This is a genomic window from Planococcus dechangensis, from assembly GCF_042654465.1.
GTDB classification, from domain to species: domain Bacteria; phylum Bacillota; class Bacilli; order Bacillales_A; family Planococcaceae; genus Planococcus; species Planococcus dechangensis.
This window is the reverse complement of record NZ_JBHSGL010000005.1, coordinates 1,357,163-1,377,397: the sequence shown is the minus strand read 5'-3', so window position 1 is coordinate 1,377,397 and position 20,235 is coordinate 1,357,163. Positions and strand designations below refer to the sequence as shown.

The 20,235-nt window shown below is 48.2% G+C and carries 16 protein-coding genes; 10 read left to right on the top strand and 6 right to left on the bottom strand.

What is annotated here, in order from left to right; genetic code table 11:
• Positions 1–21 precede the first annotated feature (21 nt).
• From ACFO5U_RS09925 to ACFO5U_RS09910, 4 genes are all read left to right on the top strand, one after another.
• Positions 22–2,160: a beta-propeller domain-containing protein gene (locus ACFO5U_RS09925; RefSeq protein WP_377278821.1), complete on the top strand. Its 2,139-nt coding sequence runs from the start codon at positions 22–24 to the stop codon at positions 2,158–2,160.
• 131 nt (positions 2,161–2,291) lie between these two features.
• The gene (locus ACFO5U_RS09920; protein WP_377278819.1) at positions 2,292–3,431 is read left to right on the top strand and encodes a zinc-dependent alcohol dehydrogenase; all 1,140 of its coding nucleotides are present in this window, start codon (positions 2,292–2,294) and stop codon (positions 3,429–3,431) included.
• Positions 3,432–3,524: 93 nt separating this feature from the next.
• Entirely contained in the window at positions 3,525–4,280 is a 756-nt protein-coding gene (locus ACFO5U_RS09915; RefSeq protein ID WP_377278817.1) for a threonine/serine exporter family protein, read from the top strand.
• A 12-nt stretch (positions 4,281–4,292) separates the two neighbouring features.
• Positions 4,293–4,760, top strand: a complete 468-nt coding sequence (locus ACFO5U_RS09910; RefSeq protein ID WP_377278816.1) for a threonine/serine exporter family protein — start codon at positions 4,293–4,295, stop codon at positions 4,758–4,760.
• A 1,044-nt stretch (positions 4,761–5,804) separates the two neighbouring features.
• Here ACFO5U_RS09910 and ACFO5U_RS09905 read toward each other — a convergent pair.
• Positions 5,805–7,811 carry a sensor domain-containing protein gene (locus tag ACFO5U_RS09905; protein WP_377278814.1) on the bottom strand — a complete coding sequence of 669 codons (2,007 nt, stop codon included), beginning with the start codon at positions 7,809–7,811 and terminating at the stop codon, positions 5,805–5,807.
• Positions 7,812–8,079: 268 nt separating this feature from the next.
• On the opposite strand from ACFO5U_RS09905, the gene ACFO5U_RS09900 reads away from it, so the two are divergent.
• The 4 genes from ACFO5U_RS09900 to ACFO5U_RS09885 all read left to right on the top strand — a co-directional run bounded on the left by ACFO5U_RS09900 (position 8,080) and on the right by ACFO5U_RS09885 (position 13,694).
• The gene (locus tag ACFO5U_RS09900; protein WP_377278812.1) at positions 8,080–8,994 is read left to right on the top strand and encodes a DMT family transporter; all 915 of its coding nucleotides are present in this window, start codon (positions 8,080–8,082) and stop codon (positions 8,992–8,994) included.
• A 177-nt stretch (positions 8,995–9,171) separates the two neighbouring features.
• Complete coding sequence (locus ACFO5U_RS09895; protein WP_377278810.1) at positions 9,172–10,899, top strand: ABC transporter ATP-binding protein; 1,728 nt, start codon at positions 9,172–9,174, stop codon at positions 10,897–10,899.
• The gene (locus tag ACFO5U_RS09890) at positions 10,892–12,715 is read left to right on the top strand and encodes an ABC transporter ATP-binding protein (protein ID WP_377278808.1); all 1,824 of its coding nucleotides are present in this window, start codon (positions 10,892–10,894) and stop codon (positions 12,713–12,715) included. The genes ACFO5U_RS09895 and ACFO5U_RS09890 overlap by 8 nt, the downstream gene beginning before the upstream one ends.
• 130 nt (positions 12,716–12,845) lie before the next feature.
• On the top strand, positions 12,846–13,694 hold the full coding sequence (locus ACFO5U_RS09885; protein WP_377278806.1) for a GNAT family N-acetyltransferase: 849 nt from the start codon (positions 12,846–12,848) through the stop codon (positions 13,692–13,694).
• Between the two features lie 39 nt (positions 13,695–13,733).
• Here the strand turns inward: ACFO5U_RS09885 and ACFO5U_RS09880 are convergent, their stop codons facing one another.
• Positions 13,734–14,258, bottom strand: coding sequence for a YusW family protein (locus tag ACFO5U_RS09880; RefSeq protein ID WP_377278804.1), 525 nt, complete (start codon positions 14,256–14,258; stop codon positions 13,734–13,736).
• A 147-nt stretch (positions 14,259–14,405) separates the two neighbouring features.
• Between ACFO5U_RS09880 and kynA the strand changes: the two genes are divergently transcribed.
• Positions 14,406–15,260 (top strand): tryptophan 2,3-dioxygenase, encoded by an 855-nt coding sequence (kynA, locus tag ACFO5U_RS09875; protein ID WP_377278802.1) that lies wholly within the window; start codon positions 14,406–14,408, stop codon positions 15,258–15,260.
• A gap of 15 nt (positions 15,261–15,275) precedes the next feature.
• Positions 15,276–15,986 (top strand): glycerophosphodiester phosphodiesterase, encoded by a 711-nt coding sequence (locus tag ACFO5U_RS09870; RefSeq protein WP_377278800.1) that lies wholly within the window; start codon positions 15,276–15,278, stop codon positions 15,984–15,986.
• A gap of 76 nt (positions 15,987–16,062) precedes the next feature.
• Here ACFO5U_RS09870 and ACFO5U_RS09865 read toward each other — a convergent pair whose 3' ends face one another.
• The 4 genes from ACFO5U_RS09865 to ACFO5U_RS09850 form a co-directional block, all read right to left on the bottom strand.
• Positions 16,063–17,082 carry a DUF2804 domain-containing protein gene (locus tag ACFO5U_RS09865; protein WP_377278798.1) on the bottom strand — a complete coding sequence of 340 codons (1,020 nt, stop codon included), beginning with the start codon at positions 17,080–17,082 and terminating at the stop codon, positions 16,063–16,065.
• A 99-nt stretch (positions 17,083–17,181) separates the two neighbouring features.
• The gene (locus ACFO5U_RS09860; RefSeq protein ID WP_377278796.1) at positions 17,182–18,045 is read right to left on the bottom strand and encodes a DegV family protein; all 864 of its coding nucleotides are present in this window, start codon (positions 18,043–18,045) and stop codon (positions 17,182–17,184) included.
• 103 nt (positions 18,046–18,148) lie between these two features.
• Positions 18,149–18,724, bottom strand: a complete 576-nt coding sequence (locus ACFO5U_RS09855; RefSeq protein WP_377278794.1) for a glycerol-3-phosphate acyltransferase — start codon at positions 18,722–18,724, stop codon at positions 18,149–18,151.
• 76 nt (positions 18,725–18,800) lie between these two features.
• Positions 18,801–20,177, bottom strand: a complete 1,377-nt coding sequence (locus ACFO5U_RS09850; protein WP_377278792.1) for a dipeptidase — start codon at positions 20,175–20,177, stop codon at positions 18,801–18,803.
• Positions 20,178–20,235 lie beyond the last annotated feature (58 nt).

Sequence of the window (20,235 nt, the reverse complement as noted above, 5' to 3'; positions counted from 1 at the left end):
AAGTGAAAGGTCGTGGTCTTTGTGGGATGGAGCAGAGCATGGTGGATCGGGGCGATTTTATTGGCAGTTTCAGGGGCGGCATTTTTCCTGTTGACGGAAAAAGTGTCGATCAGTGCTGCTTCTACAGCGCTTACCGAATCCGGCTGGCGGGCCAATTTCTCAGCACCACTTGATCCGCAAGCTGTCGAAAAGGGAGATCTCTATATTACCGATCAGGACGGCAAAAAAGTAGAACTGGCAATGCAGATGACCAATGGGGGCAGAACGCTGGAAATTCCTGATATCCAAAGCGGTGATTATACGCTTCATCTTCGGAAATCCGCACTGGCAAACTACTTTCTGAAAACTTTGCCGACAGATCGACTGTCATTTTCCATACAGGATGAAGTAGAGAACTTGGCAGGTGAAGAAGAGCTAAGGGCATATTTTACCCAATTGCTGCAGCTGCAAAAAGACAATCCGTTTTATCACGGTTTTGGAGAAGGGGTAGAGGAAGCGGAAGATAGCGCTTCCGGAGAAGCCGGTGGCATGGGCGGGGGCGAACACTCGACGACCAACAGCCAAGTTGCGGGAATCGACGAAGGCGACATCGTGAAAACGGACGGTGAGTATCTCTATTCCATCAGTGAATCACAGGTTGCCGTCACCGATATCCGCAATCCTGAAAATATGGAAGTAGCGGCGATTGTGGAGCTTGAGGGTGAAACCTATCCAAACGAATTGTTCTTAACGGATGAAACACTTGTCGTCATTGCTAGCCGCTACTCGCAAATGGAAACAGAGGTTGGTGGGGAAATGGATAGCTTCATGCCGTACTTTGGCGTGACGGTGGTGCTGTTATACGACATTACGGCCCCGGGCTCACCTGAACTGATTCGCGAATTCGGAAATGAAGGTTCATTCAATAGTGCACGCTTGTCGGGATCGACCTTGTATTATGTCAGCAATGTATTTCCTGATTACTGGGTGTTGGAAGAAGAGCCGGAAGTGGAGTTGCGTCCGCGTTTGTTCGACTCACAGATGGACAGCAAATTAGCTCCCATGCCTTACGAAGATATAACAATCTTGCCTGGAACAATGGAAGGCAGCTATAGCATCATTACCGCAATGGATTTGGAAGAGCCGCAAACAAACCGAATCTCGACAAAAGGCTTTTTGGGCGGCAGTGAGCGGATGTATATGAATGAAGAACACCTCTATTTGACCGCCTCTGCTTATCAAGCGGCGGAAAACGGCTTTGAAAATACAATGATGTGGGTTCCGCAGCAAGCCGATACGGAGATTTTTAAGTTTGACTTGAGCGGCATTTCCGTTAACTTTTTGGCATCCGCCCGTGTCCCAGGCGCATTGCTGAATCAATTTTCCATGGATGAATTTGAGGGACATTTCCGTTTGGCGACTACAGAAGGGGTCATGTGGGCGCCGACTTCCGTGCCGAAAAACCATCTCTATATTTTAGATGAAGAGCTCGTCCAAGTCGGCTCCGTAGAAGATTTGGCGCCGGATGAACGGATCTATTCCGTCCGCTTTATCGGCAGCACAGCCTATATGGTGACTTTCCGCGAAACGGATCCGCTGTTTGTTATCGATGTCTCGAACCCTGTTTCGCCAAGCGTGCTTGGGGAACTGAAGATTCCGGGCTTCTCCAATTATTTGCATCCACTCGGAGACCACCATTTGATCGGATTCGGCTATGAAACGAAAGTGGAGCCCGTCAAAGACGGTGAACCGCGTATCGTCACGGGCGGAATGAAGATTTCGTTGTTTGATGTCACAGATCTAGCTAATCCGACAGAAGCCGACACGGAAATCATCGGCGGTCCCGGCACGTATTCGGCGTTGCAATACGATCATCGTGCCCTGTTCAGTTACGATCAGCAAAGTTTATTCGGTTTTCCGGTGTCGATTTACAAAGGAGACGGCACAAATTACATCGAATTTGAATCAGAAGGCGCTCTGCTGTACTCGATAACCCCTGATGGCATTGAACGAGTCGCAGATTTAACAAAACCTGCCGAACAGCCATATGAGGACTGGAACAGTTCAGTCCAACGCCTTGCTTATGCCGGAGATGCGCTGTTTACCGTGGCGAACAACGAAGTGTCCAGTTACCGGCTGGGTGATTTTGAAGCGCTTGATAGTGTGCCATTGAATAAATAATGAGAGGCGTGCATCCCGTCAGATGCACGCTTTTTCGTGTTTTCAATCCTATACATTGGCATTGGAACGTTTGCACTTACAAGAAGATGGGAATAAGGGGAATATTCTGTCATTAAACGGGAGGGAAAAAGATGAAGGCAGTAACATTTCAAGGCACGAGAGACATGCAAGTAAAAGAAGTCAAAGCCCCGGAAATCCAAAAGCGTGATGATATTATCGTAAAAATCACTTCCACCGCTATTTGCGGGACAGACTTGCATATCTACCAAGGCGCATTGCCGACTACCAAGGATACAGTCATCGGGCACGAACCGATGGGAATCGTCGAAGAGGTTGGGCCCGACGTGACAAAAGTAAAAAAAGGCGACCGCATCGTACTGCCATTCAATATTAGCTGTGGACATTGCTTTTATTGTTCACATGAAATGGAGAGCCAATGCGATAATTCCAATGGTAATCCCCATTTTGATACCGGCGCATACTTTGGGTTGACGGAACGCTACGGTGATTATTCGGGTGGACAGGCTGAATATTTGCGCGTTCCGTATGGTAATTTTATGCCATTAGTCATCCCGGAATCTTCCGAACTCGAAGATGAGCAAGTACTTTTCTTGTCTGATGTATTGCCGACCGCATGGTGGAGCGTCGAAAATGCAGGTGTCAAAGAAGGCGATACAGTCGTTGTTCTCGGCTGCGGCCCAATCGGCCTCATGACTCAAAAGTTCGCCTGGATGAAAGGGGCGGCACGGGTCATCGCAGTAGACGAATTGCCATACCGCATGGAAAAAGCGAAAAAGATGAACAATGTAGAGATCATCGACTTTAGTCAACATGACAACACGGGTGCATTGATCCACGAAATCACACAAGGCGGAGCACGTGTCGTCATAGATTGCGTGGGGATGGACGGCAAGAAATCCGCAGCAGAAGCAGTGCAGCAAAAACTCATGCTGCAAGGAGGAACATTGAGCGCCATCGACATTGCCAAAGATGCCGTCAGCAAGTTCGGCACTATCCAATTGACAGGCGTATACGGATTAACCTATAATCAATTCCCGCTCGGCAATTTGTTCGAACGTAATATCACGATGAAGATGGGGCAAGCCCCGGTCATTCACTTGATGCCGATGCTTCTCGATAAAATCACCAAAGGCGAATTCGACCCGCGCGAAATCGTATCCCACATCGTGCCGCTTGAGCAAGCGAGTGAAGCATACCGCATCTTCAATGACCATGAGGATGAATGCACGAAGGTCATTCTGAAACCGTAAAAAGCGCTGATGAAACGCTCCGGTAACCGGAGCGTTTTTAATTTTGCCTAGCCTGCGGTATGATGGAACAGAAGAAAAAGGGGGGAAGACCAGATGGCCGAAATATCGGAGGTCAGAAGAGAGCTTGCACTGGATTGTTTTCTATTGGCGGGAAAAGTCATGATGGAAAGCGGCGCAGAAACATATCGTGTGGAAGACACGATGATCCGGATGGCGGTTTCGCAAAATATGATGGATTCCCATTGCTTTGTGACTCCAGCGGGCATCATGTTTTCCCCGAGCAATGATTTGCCGACGCGTTTTGTGCGTATTCACGGACGGCGCACAGACTTGGAACGTGTAGCGCGCGTCAATGCGGTCTCCAGACGGCTGGTTGGTGGCCAATTGACTTTGCAGCAAGCATACGAAGAAATGACTGAAATCGAAAAAAACCATTACTTGTTCCCGCTATGGCTGCAAGTCCTTGCCGCGTCAGTCGCGAGTGCTTGTTTCTTGCTGTTGTTGGGTGGCGGTTGGGCGGATATCCCCTTCGCCTTCTTGATCGGCGGAACAGGATTTTATATCGTGGAAATGGTGCTTCTTAAAACGAGGGTTAAATTTTTCGCGGAGTTTGTCGGGGCGGTAGCCATCGGAACTTTGGCGGTGCTTGCCGTCTATAGCGGGTTCGGCACCGATCCGAATACAATCATCATCGGCTCGGTCATGCCGCTTGTACCAGGGCTCCTCATCACCAATGCGGTGCGTGACTTAATGGCTGGCCATTTTGTCTCGGGCCTATCGATGGGAGCCGAGGCATTCTTGACGGCTTTTGCAATCGGAGCAGGCATTGCCATCGTATTGTCATTTTAAGGAGGGAATCGAATGAACTGGCCTTTGGAGGCATTTCTTAGTTTTTTGGCAGCCGGCGCATTCGGCATCATTTTCAACATTCCGAAAAAAACGCTCATCAGCTGCGGGCTTGTCGGCATGAGCGGCTGGCTTGTCTATCGGAGTTATTTTTTGATGTTCGACGATCCAATCCAAGCGACCTTTGTCGGGGCATTTATCGTCGCAATCGTAGCGCATATCTTGGCGAAGATCTTTAAAATGCCGATGATCATCTTTAGTGTCGCGGGCATTATCCCGCTCGTTCCCGGAAGCAGAGCCTATAACGCGATGCGCAATATCGTAGAAAATGATTATATGGAAGCGGTCGATTTTGCGGCGCAAGCACTGATGATTTCAGGCGCGATTGCAATGGGACTGGTATTCGCAGAAGTGCTGATGCAATTTTATTTCAAGTATCAAGCAAGGCGTACACAGAAGAAAATGGGCTTGACACAGGAATAAAATATGAAAACACAGGCTGCTTGTTTCGCGAGCGGTCTTTTTTACGGATTTTTTTAACTGGCGAAGGATTTGAGATTGCGATCCAAATGAAGTGTTTCGAATTAGGTGGGTATCTTGCCTCTCGCCAAGCAGTAAGTCGAAAAAGCTGACTTAGACTTTTCGACTTATAATAGCTAGCGCTAGTAGACTGCGCTGCAGGGGCACGCTTTCCGGAGGGCTCGCATTGAGCCGCTTCGTCGCTACGCTCCTGTAGGGTCTCAATTGTCTCGTCGCTACGCTGCTCCTCCCGGAGTCGGCCCCTTTCGCTCCGTCTCTCGATTTAGAGTGGTTGGAAGTTTCTTTATTATGCCGAATTAGTGTAGAGAAGGATATCCCGCTGTAGTGATATGTGGTGCTGCACGATTTTCCTGATGGTTAGAGAGGTGCAATATGTTTTAACATCAACTTTTGAGCAATGCCCATTTACTTTTCTGGATGCCCGACTAAGGAAGCGATTCCCCAAACAGCGGACTAAAACTCCAAAGAAAGCTCATCCTTAACAAACTATAGTCAATGAAAAAGAAAAGCCGCCTAGCGCTCACGGGTGAGCCGAAGCAATGAGACAAGTGGTTTTCTTGGCTCATTGCGGGAGGCCAACCCAAAGCCAGGCGGCGACTTCATATATGATACTTAGAGAATGTGTATCGAAAATTCCACACTTAAACTCCAGCACATCAAACCCAATTCCAGGGAAGGGATTCCCCAAACAGTGGATGAAAATTGTAGAAGCACACAGAAACTTCTCACATTCAACGCAATGAAATCTCCAAGCCGCCTAACGCAAACGGGTGAGCCGATGCGGTAAGTGAAAGCTTGCATTCAAGCATCATACGAAACACCTTGCTCCCACATCTGCTTGCTGCAAGAGGCCATTCCAAAGCAGGGCAGTGACACCAATAGCGATGCCAAAATAAAAAGTGTCACACTTCCGCACGCGCATTCTAACTATTAGCTGCAAAAGAAACCCCCAAACCGCGGAACTTCCGCAGTTTGGGGGTTCGGTTATTATTTTAGCCATTTCTCTAGTTCTTGTGCGTTCATCGGGCGGCTGATGATATAGCCTTGAATGCTATTGCACTCCATCGCTCGTAGCAATTCAAGCTGCTCTTTCGTTTCGACGCCTTCTGCGGTAACTTGGAAATCGAGCGATTGGCCGAATTGGATCATCCCTTTGATCATTTTCTGCATTTTTTCCTGCTTGGTGATCGACTGGATAATCGTCCGGTCGATTTTCAACGAAGAAATCGGCAAAAGCAACATATAGCGGAATGAAGCATAACCGGTACCGAAATCATCGAGCGCAAACTGGACACCTTGCTGATGCAGGCGGTTCATTTGTTGCATGATCGGGCGTTCGGCTTCCGCCTCAAGCGCAAACTTCTCCGTAATCTCAATCATCAATGAACGTGGATCGCAATTATTTGCTTTCATTTGTTCGATCAACGTGCTCGCCATATCTTTATCGCGGAACTCGCGGATCGACGAGTTGATGCTGATGCGCAAATTGATGCCTTTCGCTTTCCAGTCTTTCAGCTGCTCGCAGGCTGTTTCCAGCACAAAGCTGCCGATTTCGTGGATCATGCCGTTTTCTTCTGCAATCGGAATGAGCTCATCAGGCGTGACGACGCCGATTTCATCATCGTTCCAGCGGACGAGTGCTTCGACGCTTTCGACATTGCCGTTGGACAAATTGATTTGCGGCTGGTAAAGCAATTGAAGGTTCTTCCGGTCCAAAGCGTGGACGAGGCGCTTTTCAATAAGTGCCTTCCGGTTGAGCCGCTCGTGATCGTCAGCAGTCAATGTAGAAATGGCGCTGCCACCGCGGTCTTTTACTTTCTTGATCGTTGCATAAGATGCTTTAATCAAATGGACAAAGCTTTGCTGGTCTTCCGGATACTTGGTGATGGCACCACTGACAGTCAGCGGGACTGCTGTGCCGCCGATATAGATCGGGTGCTGCTGCAAATACGGCAGGAAGCCTTCGATAAACCAGTTCGGAAGCGGCGTGACAAGAGCGAACTCATGAAGCCCTGCCCGTGTAATCAACGAATCCGAGAAGTACATGCGCAAACGCTTGGTGAATTCGATGAGCAGCTCGTTTTCGGTATCGGTATCTGAAACATCGCGCAATGTGTAGAAACGGTCGATATCGAGGAACAAGAATGAGAAATGACGGCCTTCGCGAATATGTTCATTAACGGCTTGCTCGAGACGATGCCGGTTTTCAAGTCCTGTGATCGGATCGATAAATGCGATTTCTTCAAGATGCTTTTGGGCATGCTTAGTATCGGTGATGTCTTTTTCGAGGAAGATATAATAAGTATCTTCATCCGACAATTGCATTGGAATCGCGGTCAAGTCCACCCAATAGGTTTCACCGTCTTTTGTAGCCTTTTTGGCTTCGCCGTTCCAGATTTGTCCTTCTTTCAAAGTTTCCAAAATCGAATCGACGAATTCTACATCGGCTTCCCCATCGTGGAACATCTGCCAGACGGGTTTGCCGAGTACGCGTTTCGGTGTCCATTTACTCAGTTTCAGAAAATGTGGATTTGCATAGGTGACGAGAAACTCTTTGTCGAAATAAAGCATCATGAACGAGTCGTCGAGTCCACTGCGCAAATGGTTTAATTCGCGTGTTGCCGATTCGGCGTTTGCGCTGTCGTCTGTTTCATAGACAGTCATTAGGAAGCGTTCATTATGCGATGTGAACGCTTTCGTGACGATTGTCGAATGAGTTTGACCGCCGCTGCCGAGGCCGATTTCCATGTTTTCAAACCGGATTGGATCAGTGCTTTCCAGAAGTGACTCCCATGGCTGCTTATGCAAAGCGGCTTGTTCAGGATTCATATATGTAAAGAGTTGGCCTTTATCGGTTTCTGTGTTTAATTGAAAGATGCGTTCTGCATGCCCATTGAACCAAGTGATGAGACCTTCCTGATTAAAAATGATGATAGGGAAGGGAATATGGTTGTAGGCAAGGGTTTGTGCCAAAAAATCCTGCTTTTCACTCATTAACTGACACTCCTTAACCGTTTTATACTCTTATTATAAAGAACAAAAGGTCTTTCGTCACCACTTTACAAAAATATAATACAGGAATTTTATCACAGTAATAGCACTGTCCTTTTTTCGTAACTCATGAGAGAATAGGCATGATTCAATTGAAAATAGAGGGAATCGTCCAAAATGTCCCGATTTCGTGTAGCTTGGGCGATAAATAAAGCCGAAACAGGCCAATTCGTCATGGATTGGTTTTTCATATGGAAAGGAGAGCGGACGGATGGAACGGTTAAAGGGGATTTCCATGATTCTTGTAGGGGCAATGTTATGGGGAGCGACGGGTCCGCTCATGGAGTGGACGCTTGATGTCTACCCTATATCAGTATCATTCTTGCTGACCATTCGGCTCATCGTTGCCGGCATTGTGCTGTTGATGTTTTTAAAAATGAAAAGAGTTCGTGTAACGGGCATATTCCGCCAAAAAATATGGACCAAGCCTTTGCTGATTTTCTCGGTGCTCGGCATGCTCGGCGTGCAATACAGTTTTGTAGCGGCGATTGATGCGAGCAATGCGGTATTCGCCACGTTGATGCAGTTTTTGGCGCCGATTTACGTCATTGTCTTCATTTCGCTGCGGCTGCGCAAATGGCCGCCGGCGTATCAAGTTTTCGGCATGCTCGGGACGCTTGCCGGCCTGTTTTTATTACTGACGAACGGGCAGCTCGATTCGCTGGTCATCAGCGGACAAGCCTTGTTCTGGGGAATTTTGGTCGGGCTGGCATTTACATTCTATACATTGTATCCGGCACGGTTGATGCAGGAATGGGGAGTATTGTTGGTGGTCGGCTGGTCGATGCTGTTTGGGGGGATCTTTTTGGGGCTGGTCAATCCGATTTTTCTGTCGGATGAATGGGGGCTCCTGAAAGACCCGACAGTCATTGGACTCATGCTTGCGATTATTCTTATCGGGACGATGGCATTCGTATTGTTCTTGAGCAGCATGCGTTTTATCTCACCAGTGGAAACGAGCATTCTGTCAGCGATGGAACCGTTGACCGCAATGGTAATCTCACTCTTTTGGTTCGGGCATTTTCTGAGTCCATTGCAATTTGGAGGCGCCTTTTTAATGCTGGTGTTCGTCACATGGCTGTCATTTGCCGGCAACGAAAAAGCGGAAAAACAAGCTTCAGCATAAGGATATATAGAAGAAAAGCATACGGTAAAACCGTATGCTTTTCTTCGTTTAAGCAGCAAAAAATCGGTGATTAGATGCTGACAAAAAAAGGAGAAAATTCTACCTGATATCTGAAAATTATGGCATACTGGATTTACCGAAAGATTCGAGTAACGAAATGTTCAGGAGGCTATCCCCGTGAAAACAGTCTTTTCCTATACAAAACCATATACCTTCCTTATGGTCATCGCCTTGTTTTTAATGCTGGTGGAACTGGTTGTCGAGCTATTGCAGCCGCTTGTGATCGCCAGCATCATTGATGACGGCATCATCGCGGGCGACCAAGATACCATTATTCGTTTGGGCATTATCTTGATGGGCTTATCATTCATCGCCTTTCTGTCCGGCGTGGCGAACTCCTATTTCGCTTCGCATATTTCGCATAGCTTTTCGTTTGATGTCCGCCGCGAAGTGTATGGGCGCGTCCAGTCGTTTTCTCTGTCGATGTTCAATAAATTTCCGGCGTCGGGTCTCATCACACGGCTGACGAGTGATATCCAGCTTATTCAACAAGTGCTGTATATGGGTTTGCGCATTATGCTGCGTGCGCCGCTGCTCGTCATCGGAAGCATGATCATGGCGTTTGTCGTCAACGCGCAACTCGCACTGTATTTGATCATTGTGTTTCCGGTTTTATTGGCGTTTTTGTATTTCATGGTACGAAAAGGCGTGGTTTATTTTAGTTTTGTCCAGCAACGGCTGGACCGCGTTAATCGCATGGTCCAGGAAAACCTGCAGGCCGTGCGGTTGATTAAAGCGTATTTGCGCGGCAAATACGAAGCGAATCGCTTTTCAGAAGTCGCGGGAGCTCTCAAGACCGATACAGTCAAAGCTTTCCGCATCATGGAGATCATTTTGCCGATCTTGTTGTTCGGTATGAACGTATCACTGCTTGCTGTGCTATGGTTCGGCGCGTTCGAGATTCAAAGCGGCGATGCGCAGATCGGTGAATTGGTCGCTATCGTTAACTACGCGATGCGCATGACCGGAGCATTCTCCATGTTTTCCTTCATTATCATGGCGTTTGCGCGAGCCAAAGCATCGTCCGAACGGATCGAAGAAGTATTGCTCGCCGATGACGGCAATGCAGAAGCGCTTCATGGGGAAACTGTGCCAGTCGAAGAAGGAGCTGTAAGGTTTGATGATGTTTCGTTCACATACCCAGAAACTTCACAGCAAGTGCTGGGCCACATCAGCTTCAGCTTGGCGCCACGCGAAAAACTGGCCATTATGGGGGCAACGGGCTCCGGCAAAACATCATTGCTGCAGCTAATTCCGCGTTTTTATGAAGCATCAAGCGGCAACATCTCGGTCCATGGCCGCGATGTGCGCGATTGGGATCTGCAGGAGCTGCGCAAAACAATCGGCCTTGTGCCGCAACAATCGATGCTCTTTACCGGAAGCATTTCCGATAATCTGTCATGGGGCAAAGAACAGGCAGAACTTCCTGAACTGCAGGGAGCGGCCGAAAAAGCCCAAATCGACGAGACGGTTCAACGCTTTCCGAAAGGCTATGACACGCGCGTCGGCCAAAAAGGAGTCAATTTATCAGGCGGCCAGAAGCAGCGTTTGTCGATTGCCCGTGCGTTGGTGCGCAAGCCGTCAATTTTAATTCTCGATGACAGCACCAGTGCACTGGATGTGAAAACAGAAGGGGCATTGTGGGAAGAGCTAGAGAAAGAGCGTGCGACGACGCTTCTCGTGACACAAAAAGTCCGGACAGCGATGCGCGCGGACCGTATTTTGTTATTGGAACACGGAATGATTTCGGCTTATGGCACTCATGAACAGTTGCTCGAGAAATCTTCGTTATACCGCGAAATCGCGCTGTCCCAGCAGGAAGAGGAGGTGGATGAATATGTTTGATTCGATTCGCCGCCCATTCGGCTATGAGCCGGTATTGACGAAAGAGGATTTGAAGAAAAAACCGGATAAGAAAAATGAGCGCGCCAAAAACTGGAAATCTACCTTGCTGCGCATCTGGAAACTGGTCGACGAACAGCGCACTTTGCTCATCATCGTGCTGGCGCTCGTCTTCGTCAGTTCAGCGATGGCGCTACTTGGCCCGTTTCTGATCGGTTATATCATCGATACGTATATCGTTCCCCAATCATTCAACGGTATGGGGCTCATCATCGGTTGGCTGATCATGGTCTATGTGCTTCATTCGGTCTCCTTGTATTTGCAGAACTATTGGATGGTCGGCATTGCCCAGCAAGTCATTTATCAAATGCGCACCGGATTGTTCGGCCACCTTCAGCGCTTGCCGGTATCGTTTTTCGATAAGCGCCAACACGGGGAATTGATGAGCCGTGTGACCAATGATATCGAAAATGTTTCTTCCACATTAAACACTTCATTTATTCAAGTGTTTTCCAGTATCTTGACGCTAGTAGGAACGGCAGTGGTCATGCTGATGCTAAGCCCAATCCTGACCTTGCTGACATTTATCATCATTCCGCTCATGTATTGGTCGGTTCGTTGGATCACCAAGCGCACCGGACGCCTTTATAAAGAACAGCAAAAAGCGGTCGGTGAACTGAATGGCATGATCGAAGAAACCATTTCCGGCCAAAAAATCGTCAAAGCTTTTTCCCAGGAAGAGCGTGTCATGGATGAATTTCTCGTGAAAAGCGAACGCCTGCGCCGGACTGGTTTTTGGGCTTGGACCTACGCCGGATTCATCCCGAAATTGATGAACTTCCTAAACAACGGCAGTTTCGCGCTCGTTGCGGGCGTCGGTGGATTGCTCGCTTTGAACGGCTCAGTGACGATCGGTGTCATCGTCATCTTTACCGAGTATTCCCGACAGTTCACACGTCCCCTTAACGACCTTGCAAACCAATTCAATACGGTGTTATCCGCTATTGCAGGGGCTGAACGTGTCTTCGCCATCATAGATGAGGCCGAGGAAGCGGACGATACGAAGAAGAATGCCGACAAGAGGCTCGACGGCAAAGTGGAGTTCGACCAAGTTTCCTTCAAATACGAAGGTGCTGAGGAAGAATGGACGATCCGTGATTTGAGCTTCACCGTCAAGACGGGCGAGACCGCAGCATTCGTCGGTGCGACCGGTGCCGGCAAAACGACGGTCATGCAGCTTTTAGCGCGCTTCTACGATGTCAATGAAGGCCAGATCCGCATCGACGGTACGCCGATCGGGGACATGCCACGCGAAACTTTGCGCAAACAAATCGCGTTCGTCTTGCAGGATCCGTTCCTGTTCGAGGCATCAGTCAGTGACAATATCCGCTACGGTAAACTCGATGCGACAGACGCGGAAGTGGTGGAAGCGGCGAAAAAAGCGAATGCGCATGACTTTATTGCCAAGCTGCCGGAAGGTTATGATACTGTTCTGTCCGGTGACGGCGCGATGATCAGCCAGGGGCAAAAGCAATTGCTATCGATAGCCCGCGCGTTGATCGCCGATCCGGTTATTCTGTTGCTCGACGAAGCGACGAGTTCGATCGATACCGTGACGGAATTGAAAATCCAGGAAGCGCTCGAGCGCCTTATGGAAGGACGGACGAGCTTTGTTATTGCCCACCGCTTGAATACCGTACGCAAGGCGGATTCGGTGTACGTGATGGAACACGGCAAGCTGGTCGAATCCGGTAGTCAGGAACAACTGCTCCGCAATGGTGGATTGTATGCGAATATGCTGGCAGATGCCAAACTTTAAAGCACAAGGCGAGGGAATCCTCGTCTTCTTTTTTATGGATTTTGAAAGCCCTTGCTTAAATTTCAGGATTCAGGTGGCGGCCCTTGCTTCGGACGGTTATGATAAGAATAAAAAGGAAGGCGGGATGGACATGGAGTTATCCCTGTCGATTGCATCGTTTCCGCTGGATGCGGAAACTGCGGGGGAAATGGAACAATTAATTAATGGAGAGTCTGCGCAATGCCACGGTCTTTTGCATCATGAGCTTTGGCGAAAAGCGTATGCGAATGGTTTTGCGGTGCTCGCTTATACGGAAACCGGGGATCTTGTGGCGTATGCAGCTGCAGCTGATTTGGTCGGCTTGCATCATTACGAATGGTCGGCATTTGTTGCGCCTGAATACAGGCGTCTCGGGCTCGCGACGGCTCTTGCCGATGGAGTCCAACATTCACTATCACAACGGGGAGCAGAGAGCGAGCTGGCGGCATTTACAGAAAATGATGAAGCGGATGCGTGGCTCGCTAGCCTCGGCTATGGCTGTGCATTTCAGGAGCGGCAATTCGAGGCGGAGCCGCTGGCATCTTACGAACTTGATGGTTCGATCGTGGTCATGCCATTTGCAGAGGAGTATGCGGAAGAGTTGTCGCAGCTGATGGAGCAAGCGTTTGATGAATCGGTGCTGCCGGTGCTCGAGCATAATTTAGCAGATCCCGAACGGCATGTTCATTTGATGCACGCCGAAGGAAAACTGGTGGCTGCGGCAACTTTAAGCACAGAAGACCAAGAGCTGTGGCTGACGGCGCTGGCGGTCGAACGACAAGCTCGCCGATCCGGTTATGGCAAAGCATTTTTACTATGGGCGCGGCATCTTGCACATGAAAAAAACTTGGAACGTGTAATGGTCGAAGTGGAAACGGCGAACGAAGCGTGGCCTGTGTACGAAAAAGCCGGATTTAAAAACCAGGCAACGATTTCATATTGGCAGCCGCAAGAACAATAAAAAAGCTGCCCAGTTGAATGGGCAGCGGAGCGTGCTCTATTATTCGTTCGTGTGTTCGTAATCTTTGTCAGTACCGTCCGGATAAGTCACTTCGACTTCGATTTTTTTGTACCCGGCATCAATGCCGAACGCTTCAACGACTTGGCTGATGACTTCATCATCCGGAGTGTCGGCTGTTATATCCAATTGACTAAGGGCATCTTGGATTTCGTTCATGGCATCGTCTCCAGAAAGGTCGACGCCATCAATTTTATTCTCATACTCGGCCTCGACGCTATCGCGGTCTTCTTCGTAGCTGATGTCGATGGCATCGTCTTCATCCGGCATATCGACATCTACGGATAATTCCGTAAAGCCGAATGTCTCACCGCCGACATCATCATCATTGCTGACGCCGCCGCTCGGTGAAGCATCTTCAGTCGATTCTTCTTCTGGCGCTTCGGTTTCAGTCGGTGCGTCGTCGGTAACCGGCTGTGTTACTTCATCGTCGCTGCCGCATGCGGCAAGTGCGAGGGTAGAAGACATTAGGAGTGCAGTAACTATCATTTTTTTATTTCTGATCATAGGTGAAAACTTCCTTTCGCAAATGTTTTGTATTCTCCCTATTCCCCAATTTAGAAAAAATAAGCCTTTTACCACGTAAAACCCCTATGGCACTATAGCAATTAACAGCAGAGTCGAGCACAAGCAGAGCTGAATGGAGCAATTAAAATGGATAAATACCAAAATGGCCAAAACATCGCAGCTGCAGGAGAACAGCATATCCGGACAGATTTTCGTGAAAGTATGACCTATGGGGAGTATTTGCATCTGGATCAATTATTGTCTGCTCAAGAAGGTGTTAGCGGACATCATGATGAATCTCTGTTCATCATCATCCATCAAGTATCCGAGCTATGGATGAAATTGATTTTGCATGAACTATCGGCAGCGATCCAAAATATCGATGCTGATGATTTGCAGCCAGCTTTCAAGCAATTGGCCCGCGTGTCGCGCATTCAAACGCAAATCATCCAAGGCTGGGATGTGTTGTCGACCTTGACACCAGCTGAATATTTAGAATTCCGTGATGACCTTGGCAATGCGAGCGGTTTTCAATCTTATCAATACCGCATGATCGAATTCGCGCTCGGGTATAAAACAAAGCATGTGTTGAGTATTTACGAAAAAGATGAAGTCTTGCATGAGCAGTTGGCCAAGGCTTTTCATGCGCCTGGTTTATACGATGCAGCGATCCAGAAGTTGGCGCGCAGCGGCTTTGATATCGATGCATCGGTGCTTTCACGCGACGTCAGTACGGTCTATGAACCGAATGACAGTGTGCGTGAAGCGTGGAAGGTCATTTACCGCAATGTTGATGAGCATTGGGAGCTGTACCAATTGGCAGAGAAACTGGTCGATATTGAAGACTCGCTTCAACAATGGCGTTTCCGCCACATGAAAACCGTTGAACGCATCATTGGATTTAAGCAAGGTACGGGCGGATCTTCCGGAGTCAATTATTTGAAAAAAGTGCTGGATCAATATTTCTTCCCGGAACTTTGGCAGATCCGCACAGACGTTTAAAAAAGGGGGGGTCTCATGAAGATTTTTGCGCACCGCGGAAGTTCCGGCACGCATCCGGAAAATACTTTAGCTGCTTTTCAAAAAGCAGCTGAACTGCCTGTTGCAGGCGTGGAGCTAGATGTTCATTTATCGAAAGACGGAGAACTTATCGTCATCCATGATGAAAAAGTAAACCGCACTACGAACGGTAAAGGATATGTGAAAGATTTGACGCTCGCTGAGCTGAAAAATTTGGATGCAGGCAACTGGAAAGGCGAAGAGTGGGTGGGTGAAAAAATTCCGACGCTCGCAGAAGTTTTGGATGTATTTGCAGAGACGAGCCATATCATTAATGTAGAGCTGAAGACGGATATTTTCCCGTATGAGGGAGCTGTCGGGAAAGTAATCGAGCTTGCAGCCGACAAGCATTTCAGTGGCCGGATCGTCATTTCTTCGTTCAATCATCTCGATGTCCAGCAAGCGCTTCAAGTGCATCATGCAAGAGCGGCACTTTTAGCTTCCAATATTCTGGTGGACATCACAGATTACGCAAAATCAATCGGAACCAATCGCCTTCACTTATCGCTGCCATATGCGCTTCGTCACGGAGCGCAGTTGGTTGAAAAGGGCTGTAAAGTATACGTCTATACGGTCAACAGCCTGGATTATGCCAAACAATTGCAAGCGATTGGTGTCCATGGGATTTTCACTGATTTCCCCGAAAACATGTGGGAGCAATTAAAATAAAGCAAGGCAGAAAATAGAAAAGCCTCCGTTATGTCAAAACGACATAACGGAGGCTTTCTCGAGTGACTCGGTTGCTTTACCATTTGGCGATATGCTCTTCAACAGAACCGAGCAATTGATGGATCTTTAATTTTTTGCCATCATTGTATCGGACATATCCATTGTAATAGCCGAACAGCTGATGGACTTCGGATTTTACGAGCCGTGCATCCGAGACGGAGACACGCTCATAAAAAGGCGAAAATGTCAGTTTGACATCATCAGTAAATTTGGTGTGAATCAACCATGGCTTTTTGAAATCGTTCGAATCGTAGTGAAACAGGACATCTTCACTGATTTTGGTCATGCGCCCGTTGACGAAAAAGGCATTCTCTGTCATGCCGGTGCCGTCAGTCCACTGGCCGCCTAAATTCAAACCGATTACTTTCCCAAGAGAGCGTTGAGAGGCCATCGCCCAATTCCACGCAGCTTCGCGCGGCCAAACGCCTCTGCCGTAATCGAGAACCGTAAAGCTGTCCGATTCATCCAACTCATAGCGTTTAGAACCGATTTGAACAAAGCCGGCCGTCGGGAGTGTATGATGTTTCGACGTAAACTGGAAAGTCTGGCGGTTCCAGGGGACTACGACGTTCAAGGAGTCCATATTATACGGGTGGCTGATGACGATAGAGGCTTTCAAGCTTTCGCCATCGAACTCCGGCACCTCGACCGTCAGCCGTGTTGTGCCTTCTTCGTATACCGAATGGACCGTCAATGACTCACTGCGGAACAATGACGTATCCAATACGCTTTCGGATAAGCGCAAATAGCGGGAATAAGGCACCATAATCGTTTTTTCGAAAAAGCGCTGCGTTTCATAGTTGAGAAAATAGACAAAACAGACAGCGGCATAATCCAAATGACAGATAGTAGCAGAAAACACGATTTCATCTCCGAAGATGCACCAATAATTCCACTTTTTCTTACGCATGAAATTGCCCTTTAAATTACTTTCGATCAGTGGCTTTTTAGCATAACCGATGGCATTCGGATTCAACTGGCCTTTGGCGTCGCATAATTTAACATGTTCTGTAAGTTCCCGTTCAACATGTTGCATCGAATCCACCTCATTGTCTTTATATGCCCTTATTGTATCAGAAATCCCCTTTTTTTTCCGGAGATATGCCATAAGAAAGGACTAAAGACTTGTTAACTGTTATACGTGTGCAGGCGGTTTTCTCCACATGAACGCCAATGTGCCTTCACCCGCATGGACAGCTAAAGACGAACTAAGGTTACCGATCAGCACCTCAGCTTCAGGAGCGAATTTCAAAATCTCCGCTTTTAATTCTTCTGCCTGTTCAGGGATGTGGCCATGCATGAGCTGGAAATGTTTGATGCCATATTTTTCGTGATCTGCTTTGGCGTGCTCAAGCAAATATGAAATCGCTTTCTTATGGGAACGCACTTTGTCGATCGGCTCAAGTTCGCCTTTGGCTGAAAGTTGGACGATCGGCTTGATCTTCAAGACGCTGCCGATATAATATTGTGCCCCGCTCATGCGGCCGCCTTTATACAATTGGCTTAAATTTCCAATTAGGATGTAATTACGGAAATCGGCTGTTTCCTTCTCGAGGAGCTGCGCGATTTCTTCAGCTGCCAGTCCTTGCTCTTGCAAAGCGAGGCCGCGTTCAACCAGTCCCGAAAGGCCGTATGAGAGTGCTAAGGAATCTACCGTGTACACTTTGAAATCCGTCATCTCAGCCCCAGTCATTGATGAAGCGATCGTTCCGCTCAGTTTCGCGGAAGCATGGACAGCAATCGCGCATTCATATTCTTCTTTCAGCTTTTCGTAAAGCTCCGCAAATTTCCCGGCAGAAGGTTGCGACGTTTTTGGGAAGTCTTTTGAACTTTTCATGCGTGCATACAGTTCATCATTGGTAAGGTCAACGCCATCATCAATAAATTCTTCCGATCCGAAATGGATATTCAAGGGGACGATATAAACATCGGGGTGTGCTTTGAATTCGTCGGTAACAAAACCGGTCGTATCCATAATCCAAGCTATTGGCTTTTTCATATAAAAACTCCTATCTAATAAGTATTTTGAATAATAAAACTATAACACGGATAATATTCGTGTCATAGCCTTATCCAATGCTGATAGAGAATAAAGAGCCTAATCAAGGCTTTTTTGAAGGGAAGCGGCTTTCAAAAGATATTCGGATGTCTTTTTTATGCCGAAACACAATAATAAAAATAGCAATAAATAAAGGCCAGACCACCGATTGTACCTGTAATGCAAACGCCACAGCAAAAAAGGCACTGAATCCAGCCAACATCGACAGCGTTGCGCTTTTCAGCCAAGGATAAAAAGCCAAAGATAAGACGAGCATGGCCAAGAACAAATCCGGTGTCAGCCAAAAAGCCACGCCGGCAAATGTTGAGATGCCTTTTCCGCCGCGTCCTTTTCGCCAGACCGGGAACATATGTCCGAGTACAACGAGAAGACCTGCAATGGCAATTGAAAGCAAGGCGAAGTCAAACCACAGCCCAAGCCAAACGACGAGCGAGCCTTTCAGGAAGTCACCCAGAAAAACCAGCAAAAAAGCGCGCTTTCCAATAACCGAAAAAGCGTTCCGTGCACCTAAATTACCGCTGCCGGAAGAAGCCAGATCAACGCCTGTCCATTTGCCCACCCAAAGAGCTGTCAAAAGGGTGCCGGCCAAATAACAACAAATCCAATATAAAACTACCATCTTATCCCTCCAACAAATCAATTGCCGTTACTGGAAAATCAATGGCCTTCCCGAGATGGGAAGGCCATTGTCCATTTTAGGCGAGCGTTGATGCTTCAAATAGGTAATCGCTGATGACGCGGAGCCCTTTATCGAAGTTCTCCAAGTGGAAATGCTCGTTTGGCGCATGGAAGTTTTCAGAGGCAAGCCCGAAGCCCATCAAAACGACCGGCAAGCCAAGGATTTCATCAAATGCGGCAACGATAGGGATCGATCCGCCCATACGCGTGAACGCGGTTGGTACTTGGTACACTTTTTCATACGAGCGGCCGGCTGCTTGGATGGCCGGATGTTCGAAAGGAGTCAAAAACGGTTTGCCTTTATCGAATTCAGTGATGTCGACCGTCACGCCTGCAGGTTTATGCGCTTCGACGTGGGCTTTTAGTTTGGCAATGATGTCATCCGGGTCCTGATCCGGCACAAGGCGACACGTGATTTTAGAGCTGGCTTCAGCGGGCAACACCGTTTTGATGCCTTCACCGGAAAAGCCGCCGGTAATGCCGTTGATTTCGAGCGTCGGGCGGATCCATGTGCGTTCGACAAATGAATAGCCGGACTCGCCGAAATCTTCTATGATGCCAAGGTCCGCTTTTTCTTGCTCGAGATCAAATTCGAGTGCGGCGAATTCAGCGCGTTCTGCGTCTGAGACAGGACGTACATCGTCGTAAAAACCTTCGACTTGAATGACGCCTTCTTTGTCGCGGAACGACTCTAAGATTTCCACAATGGCGTGTAGCGGATTTTGGACTGCGCCGCCGTAAAGGCCCGAGTGCAAATCGCCTTTTGGCCCTTTGACGTCAATTTGGATGCCGGCCAGGCCGCGCAATCCGTAACAGACAGCCGGACGCCCTGGCCCTTGCATGCCGGTGTCGGAAATGACGATGATGTCAGCAGCAAGCTTATCTTTATTGTCTTCGACGTATTTCGGCAAGCTTGGGCTGCCGATTTCCTCTTCGCCTTCTAAAATGAACTTCATGTTGACCGGCAATTCGCCGTCCATTTTAAGCAAAGCTTCGACCGCTTTAATGTGCATGAATACTTGGCCTTTATCGTCGCTAGCGCCGCGCGCGTATAATTTATTGTCGCGGACATGCGGATCGAACGGCGAAGTCTCCCATAAATGGAGCGGGTCGACTGGCTGGACATCGTAATGTCCGTAGACGAGGATTGTCGGTTTACCTTCAGCGTGGAGCCAGTCAGCGTAAACGAGCGGATGGCCATCGGTTTCATCGATACGCACATTCTCAAGGCCAGCTTTGGTCAAAGACTTCACAAGCCACTCCGCCCCTTTTTGCATATCGGCTTTGTGTTCTGAAAGCGAGCTGACAGAAGGAATGCGCAAAAAGCCTTTCAGTTCTTCGAGATGAGCTTGGCGATGATCTTTGAAGTATTTATCGATTTGAGAAGAGTTCATGAAATCCCTACTTTCCAGAATTTTTAGTATGTGGAAATTATAGCATACGTAAGTTGTC